The organism is Brachybacterium sp. HMSC06H03 (assembly GCF_001807385.1).
Taxonomy (GTDB): domain Bacteria; phylum Actinomycetota; class Actinomycetes; order Actinomycetales; family Dermabacteraceae; genus Brachybacterium; species Brachybacterium conglomeratum.
Window position 1 is genome coordinate 1 of record NZ_KV788751.1, and the last position, 6,407, is coordinate 6,407.

The following is a 6,407-nucleotide window of genomic DNA, read 5'->3' on the forward strand; positions in this document are numbered from 1 at the left end:
CCGGGACGACCGCCGGGGCCGCCGCCGCGACCGCGGCCGCCGCCCTGGTTGGCGTCGGCGAGGCCGCCGTGGGAGTGCTGGCGCATGATGCCCGGGGTGGGCATGCCGGGGCGGGGACCGCCCGGACGCGGCGCGCCGCCGGGACGGGGAGCACCCTCACGGGGAGTGCGACCGCCCTGCTCGGCACCGGCGCCCTGCCCGGGGCGCGGCGGACGCTGGCCCGGACGGGGCATGCCCTGCGAGGTGGCGAAGGGGTTGTTGCCGGGACGGGGACCGCCCGGACGCGGGCCGCCCTGACCGCCGCCCTGGCCGGGCTTGCGGCCGGGACGGGGCATGCCCTGCGAGCTGGCGAAGGGGTTGTTGCCGGGGCGCGCGGCACCGGGGCGCGGCGCGGGGCGCTCATTCCCGGGCTTGGGCGCGGACGACTTCTCGCCGCCGGGCTTCGGCGCCGGGGCACCGGGCTTGGGGGCCGGGGCGCCGGGCTTGGCGGACGCACGCGGAGCCTCCGACGCGGGCTTCTCCGCGGCAGGCTTCTCCGCCGCGGGCTCGGCCGGAGCCGCGGCCTTCGGCGTCGGGGCGGCGGGGCCGGGCTTCTGCGGCGCGTTCTGGGGGCCGGGCTTCTTCGCGGCGGGCGTCGCACCGGGCTTCGGCGCGGAGCCCGGCGTGGGGGCGCCGGAGGTCTTCTTGGGGGCGCCGTCGGCCGCCGGGAACTCCTGGCGCAGACGACGGGCGACGGGTGCCTCGATGGTCGAGGAGGCGGAACGGACGAACTCGCCCATGTCCTGCAGCTTCTGCAGGACGACCTTGCTGGGCTGTCCGAGCTCCTTGGCGAGCTCGTGGACGCGGACCTTAGCCACTTTTCTCCTGTCTCGGTCCGGCCGACAAGAGGGCTCGGACCATTAGTTCCTGAGGGTGCTCATGAGTGAGTACTCATCGGATGTCCATGGGTGCTTCTACCTGTTCCACGTACGGGTGGGTTCGAAGGCCTCGAGGTCCCGGGCGAGGAGCCCGGTGTCGACCCTGCCGCGGAAGGACCGGGCCGGGCCGCCTCGCCGCAGGGCGAGGTCGAGACATGATGCGTCGGGGTGGAGCCATGCCCCGCGGCCGGGCGCCGATCCCGTGGGATCGACGCGGACGCGTGGGACGACGCCGTCGGGAGCGGGCTCCCGGACCAGTCGCACCAGCTGCTCGCGCGGAGCCGCCTGACGGCAGCCGACGCATGTGCGCTCGGGGCGGTGTGCGGTGGAGCGTGCGATGACGCGACCTCCTCCGTTCCGAGCGCCTCCGCCCGGACGGGAGGGCGGTCGACGGGGGTCGATCGCGGTCTCCACTGGGCGAACAGCCTCCCCAGTGTAGCGGACGGGTGCGTCCTGGGCCGCAGCGGGGAGGCGTGCGACACACCTCGGCGTCACGCGGGCCCCGCGGCGCGGACCCCTGGGTGCGGACCCCTGGGTGCGGACCCCTGGGCCCGTGGCTCGTGCCCCGGGGATCGGCGTCGGACGCCGGGCCGCGCGGAGCTCAGCCCTCGGCCGGCACCTCGCCCCCGCCCTCGGGTCGGATGTCGATCTTCCAGCCCGTGAGCTTCGCGGCCAGGCGGGCGTTCTGCCCGTCCTTGCCGATCGCCAGGGAGAGCTGGTTCTCGGGGACCACGGCGCGCACGGCCCGGCCCACCTCGTCGATCACGGTGACGGAGGAGACCTTCGACGGGGAGAGGGCGCCGGCGACGTACGCCGCGGGGTCCTCGTCGAAGTCGACGATGTCGATCTTCTCGCCGCCGAGCTCGTTCATCACCGAGCGGACGCGCGCGCCCATCGGGCCGATGCAGGCACCCTTCGCGTTCACGCCCGGGACCGTGGCGCGCACCGCCATCTTGGTGCGGTGGCCGGCCTCGCGGGCGAGCCCGGCGATCTCGACGGTGCCGTCGGCGACCTCGGGCACCTCGAGCGCGAACAGCCGGCGCACGAAGTTCGGGTGCGAGCGGGAGAGCATGATCTGCGGGCCCTTCGGGCCGCGGCGGGCCTCGGTGACGTAGGCGCGCAGCCGTCGGCCGTGGGAGTAGTCCTCCCCCGGCACCCGCTCGTGCGGGGGCAGGACGGCCTCGACCTCGCCGAGGTCGACCAGCACCATGCGCGGGTCCCGGCCCTGCTGGATGATGCCCGAGACGATGTCGTCCTCGCGGTCGGCGTAGGTGCCCAGCACCGCGTCGTCCTCGAGGTCGCGGATGCGCTGGAAGATGACCTGGCGCGCGGTGCTCGCGGCGACGCGGCCGAAGTTCTCCGGGGTGTCGTCCCACTCCTCGAGGACCACGCCGTCGGCGTCGCGCTCACGGGCGATGACGGCGACCTCGCCGGTGCGCTCGTCGATCAGCACCTCGGAGTCGCGGACCGGATGGTCCGTGTGCAGGTAGGCGGCGTGCAGCGCCGAGCGGATCGCGTCCAGCAGCACGGGCAGGCTGATCTCGCGCTCGCGCTCGAGGGCCCGCAGGGCACCCATGTCGATGTCCATCTCAGCTCTCCTTCGTCGCGGTGGTCCCCGCGGTGGTCTCGGCGGTCGTGGTGTCCGGGTCGGCGGGGCCGACCCCGGGGAGGTCGGCGGCGGCGTCGGCCAGCAGCTGCTCGAGGTCGTCCGGCGGGTCGAACTCGACCTCGACCCGTGCTGAGTCGAGCTCGTCGATCCGCAGCGCGAGGCGCTCGGCGGTGCCGGCGGGGAGCTTCCGGGGCCGGCCGCGGTCGTCCCGGCCGGGCTCCTGGCGCAGGTGCAGGGTCTCGCCGTCGACGGCGAGCAGCCGGGCACGGTGCTCGGTCCCGGCGGCGGTGCGCAGGGCGAGGAGGCGGCCGCGGCTGCGGCGGAAGTGGCGGGGCGCGGTGAGGGCGCGCTCGACGCCGGGGGTGGTGAGCTCCAGCAGCACCGGCTCCGGGCCCAGCAGGGCGTCGTCGGCGTCGATCCGGGCCGACAGCTCGCGCGACGCCTCGGCGACGGTGTCGAGGTCGGCGCTGCCGAGCTCGTCCTCGGGCAGGTCCACGACCAGGCGCAGGCGCGGCATCCCGCCCTCGCGCCCCAGCTCGACCTCCTCGAGCACGAGCCCGTGGGCGTCCAGCACGGCGGCGGCGGCCTCCCGCAGGTCGGTCTGGTCCTCGAGTGCGCTCATGGACTGATCGCCTCCTGCTCATATGGGTGACTTCGCCGCCCGGGACGTGCCCCGGAGCGTCGGCACCAGGATAGTGTCCGCGCGGCGTCCGCGCTGTCACGGGGCGTGCGGATGCGAGAATCCTCCCGTGCCCGACTCCCTCCGCCCCTCCGATCCCCCGACCCTGCTCGGCCGGCGGCGCCTGCTGCGCACCTCCGTCCTCGCCCTCGCGGCGGGAGCGCTCGGCGCGGGGACGCTCGGCGGCTGCGGACGGATCGCCCTGGGCGGCCCCGAGGAGTACACCCCTCCCCCGCCGGGCATCGATGACCTCTACCGCCGGGACCTGCTGGCCCTGCTCGAGCGGTCGATCGCGGGGGCCGAGGCGCTCACGAGCACCTCGAGCGGCGGGGACCCGGCGCTGGCCGCGGACCTCACCGTGCTCGTCGCGGCGCTGCCCGTGCAGCGTCGCGCCCTGCTCACCGGGGCGGAGCAGGAGCGGGAGGTCGAGGCGTCCGAGGACCCCGATCCGGAGGCGACCGCGGCGCCCGAGGCGACGGACGTCCCCGACGACCTCCCTGCGCTGCTCGCCGTCCTGGTCGAGCTGCGGGACCTCGCGTCCGACGCCTCCCGCCAGGTCTCCGGCTCCCTCGCACGTGCGACCTCCGCGCTCGCCGCGCACTCGGCCTGGATCGCGCTGCGCCTGCGCACCTCGTCGGGGACGGGAGAGGTGCCCGCCTCCCCGTCGGCCGATGACCTCGTGCCGCGCCGGGACGTGCCCGCCACGGATCCGCCCTCGATCGGGGCGGAGGAGGACTACCGCAGCGCGATCGAGCGGGCCCAGCAGGAGGAGTGGTACGCGGGCTACGTCCACGAGGTGCTCGCCGCGCGCTCGGAGGGCGAGGAGCGGGAGGCTCACCTGGCGCGGACCGAGCTGCACCGCACCCGTGCCGAGCAGCTCGCCGCCGTCGCCGAGGAGGACGGAGCACCCGTGGTGGTCCGCCAGGCGGTCTACGCGCTGCCCGCCGGTCAGCTCGACGAGGCTGCCGCCGGCACGCTCCCGACGACGCTCTCCCACGGGCTCCTGCTGGACCATCTCGCGCTCACGGGCGCAGCGCCCTTCGAGCGGCGGCCGCTGTCCATCGCGGCGGCCCTGGCCGAGGCGGAGCTGCTGGCCGGACGGGTCGACCGGATGGACCCGCTGCCGGGCCTGGTCGCCGAGGACCCGCCGCCCGCGGACGGCTGAGCGCCGCCCCGGACGGACGCGGTCAGGCCCCGCGCACGTCGGCGAGGACGGCGCCCACGACCTCCTCCGGGGAGACCTCCCGGATCGTGCCGCTGGCCCGGTCGCGCACCTCGACGGTGCCCTCGGCCAGACCCCGCCCGATCACCACGGAGGTGGGAACGCCCAGCAGCTCGGCGTCCTTGAACTTCACGCCCGGGGAGACCTTCGGCCGGTCGTCGTAGAGGACCTCGAGGCCGCGCGCCTCGAGCTCCGCGGCGACCCGCTCGGCCTCCTCGAAGACGGCCGCGTCCTTGCCGGTGGCGACGATGTGCACGTCGGCCGGGGCGAGCTGCCGCGGCCAGACCAGACCCTTCTCGTCGTGGTTCAGCTCGGCGATCGCGGCGACCGCGCGGGTGACGCCGATGCCGTAGGACCCCATGGTCACGACCACGGACTTGCCGTTCTCGTCGAGGACCTTCAGCCCCAGCGCCTCGGCGTACTTCCGGCCGAGCTGGAAGATGTGCCCCATCTCCATGCCGCGGGTCAGGCTCAGCGGGCCCGAGCCGTCGGGCGCGGGGTCGCCGTCGCGCACCTCGGCCGCCTCGATGGTGCCGTCGGCGGTGAAGTCGCGGCCGTAGACGAGGTCGTAGGCGTGCTTGTCCTTCTCGCCGGCGCCGGCGACCCAGGAGGTGCCGGGCACGACGCGGGGGTCCACGAGATAGCGGATGCCGGACGGCGCCTCCAGGCCCAGGCCCTCGGGGCCGATAAAGCCCTTCTTCAGCACAGGATGCGCGGCGAAGTCCTCGTCGGTGAAGGCGGTCGCGATCGCGGGGGCGACGGCGGCCTCGAGGCGCTTGGGGTCGACCTCGCGGTCGCCGGGCAGTGCGATGACCAGCGGCTCGGTGGTGCCGTCGGGGTGGGTGAGGAGGTAGACGAGGTGCTTGAGCATCTCGTAGCGGGTCCACTGCCCGTCCTCGGCGACGCGGCCCTTCCCGGGGAAGGCCTCGTTGGAGAAGTCAGTGAGCTTCGCGATGGTGCTCGCGCCGGGGGTGTCCTCCAGGTGCATCGCGGGCAGGGCCGCGATCGCCGCCTCGTCCAGCGCCTGCGGGGGCAGGGTGGTGACGGCCTCGACGTTCGCGGCGTAGCCGCCGTCGGAGACGACGAAGGTGTCCTCGCCGACCTCGGTGGGGTGGAGGAACTCCTCGGAGCGGGATCCGCCCATCGCGCCGGCGTCGGCCTGGCAGATCACGGTGGGCAGGCCGAGGCGTTCGAAGGTGCGCTGGTAGGCCAGGCGCTGCTTCTCGTAGGAGGCGTCGAGCCCCGCGTCGTCCACGTCGAAGGAGTAGGCGTCCTTCATGATGAACTCGCGGGTGCGCAGCAGGCCCGCGCGCGGACGCGCCTCGTCGCGGAACTTGGTCTGGATCTGGTACAGCATCGCCGGGAGGTCCTTGTACGAGGAGTACAGGTCCTTCACCGTCAGGGTGAACATCTCCTCGTGCGTGGGGGCGAGGAGGTAGTCGTCCTCGCGACGGTCCTGGAGCCGGAACAGCGTGGGCCCGTACTCCTCCCAGCGGCCGGTCGCCTCGTAGGGCTCGCGCGGCTGGAGCGCGGAGAAGAGCACCTCCTGGCCGCCGATCGCGTCCTGCTCCTCGCGCACGATCTGCTCGACCTTCCGCAGCACCTTCAGGCCCAGCGGCAGCCACGTGTACACCCCGGCGGCGGAGCGGCGGATGCAGCCCGCGCGCACCAGCAGCCTGTGGCTGGCGACCTCGGCGTCGGACGGGTCCTCCCGCAGGGTGCGGACGAACAGCGTGGACAGACGGAGCATGGGGCGGCCTTTCGGGATGCGAGGGGGCGCGAGCCGGCGATGGGCTGCGCGGGGCCATGCTACTGGTCGGCGCGGTCCCGGCGCGGCGAGGAGTGACGCTGCGGACGTGCATGCGGCCCTGCGGCGGCCCGTCGGTACGCTGACGGGATGCAGCGACGACAGCGGCGGGCCCCCGCCCCGGCGGGAGCGGCGCGCGAGACGCGAGGAGGACCGGCGGGCGCCGGTCCCCC

At 75.1% G+C, this 6,407-nt stretch carries 6 protein-coding genes; 1 reads left to right on the forward strand and 5 read right to left on the reverse strand.

The window, feature by feature from the left end:
* The 4 genes from HMPREF3159_RS06860 to rimP form a co-directional block, all read right to left on the reverse strand.
* The coding region (locus HMPREF3159_RS06860) for a translation initiation factor IF-2 N-terminal domain-containing protein (protein ID WP_210388850.1) at positions 1–857 on the reverse strand (857 nt) is incomplete at its 3' end.
* 96 nt (positions 858–953) lie between these two features.
* Entirely contained in the window at positions 954–1,412 is a 459-nt protein-coding gene (locus tag HMPREF3159_RS18060; RefSeq protein ID WP_371441697.1) for a YlxR family protein, read from the reverse strand.
* Between the two features lie 106 nt (positions 1,413–1,518).
* A complete protein-coding gene (gene nusA, locus HMPREF3159_RS06865; protein ID WP_010551373.1) occupies positions 1,519–2,505 on the reverse strand; it encodes a transcription termination factor NusA in 987 nt (328 codons plus the stop codon).
* Between the two features lies 1 nt (position 2,506).
* Positions 2,507–3,148, reverse strand: coding sequence for a ribosome maturation factor RimP (rimP, locus tag HMPREF3159_RS06870; protein ID WP_070500305.1), 642 nt, complete (start codon positions 3,146–3,148; stop codon positions 2,507–2,509).
* 127 nt (positions 3,149–3,275) lie between these two features.
* On the opposite strand from rimP, the gene HMPREF3159_RS06875 reads away from it, so the two are divergent.
* Complete coding sequence (locus HMPREF3159_RS06875; protein WP_070500307.1) at positions 3,276–4,370, forward strand: DUF4439 domain-containing protein; 1,095 nt, start codon at positions 3,276–3,278, stop codon at positions 4,368–4,370.
* 22 nt (positions 4,371–4,392) lie between these two features.
* On the opposite strand, the gene HMPREF3159_RS06880 is transcribed toward HMPREF3159_RS06875, so the two are convergent.
* The gene (locus HMPREF3159_RS06880; protein ID WP_070500309.1) at positions 4,393–6,177 is read right to left on the reverse strand and encodes a proline--tRNA ligase; all 1,785 of its coding nucleotides are present in this window, start codon (positions 6,175–6,177) and stop codon (positions 4,393–4,395) included.
* Between the last annotated feature and the right edge of the window lie 230 nt (positions 6,178–6,407).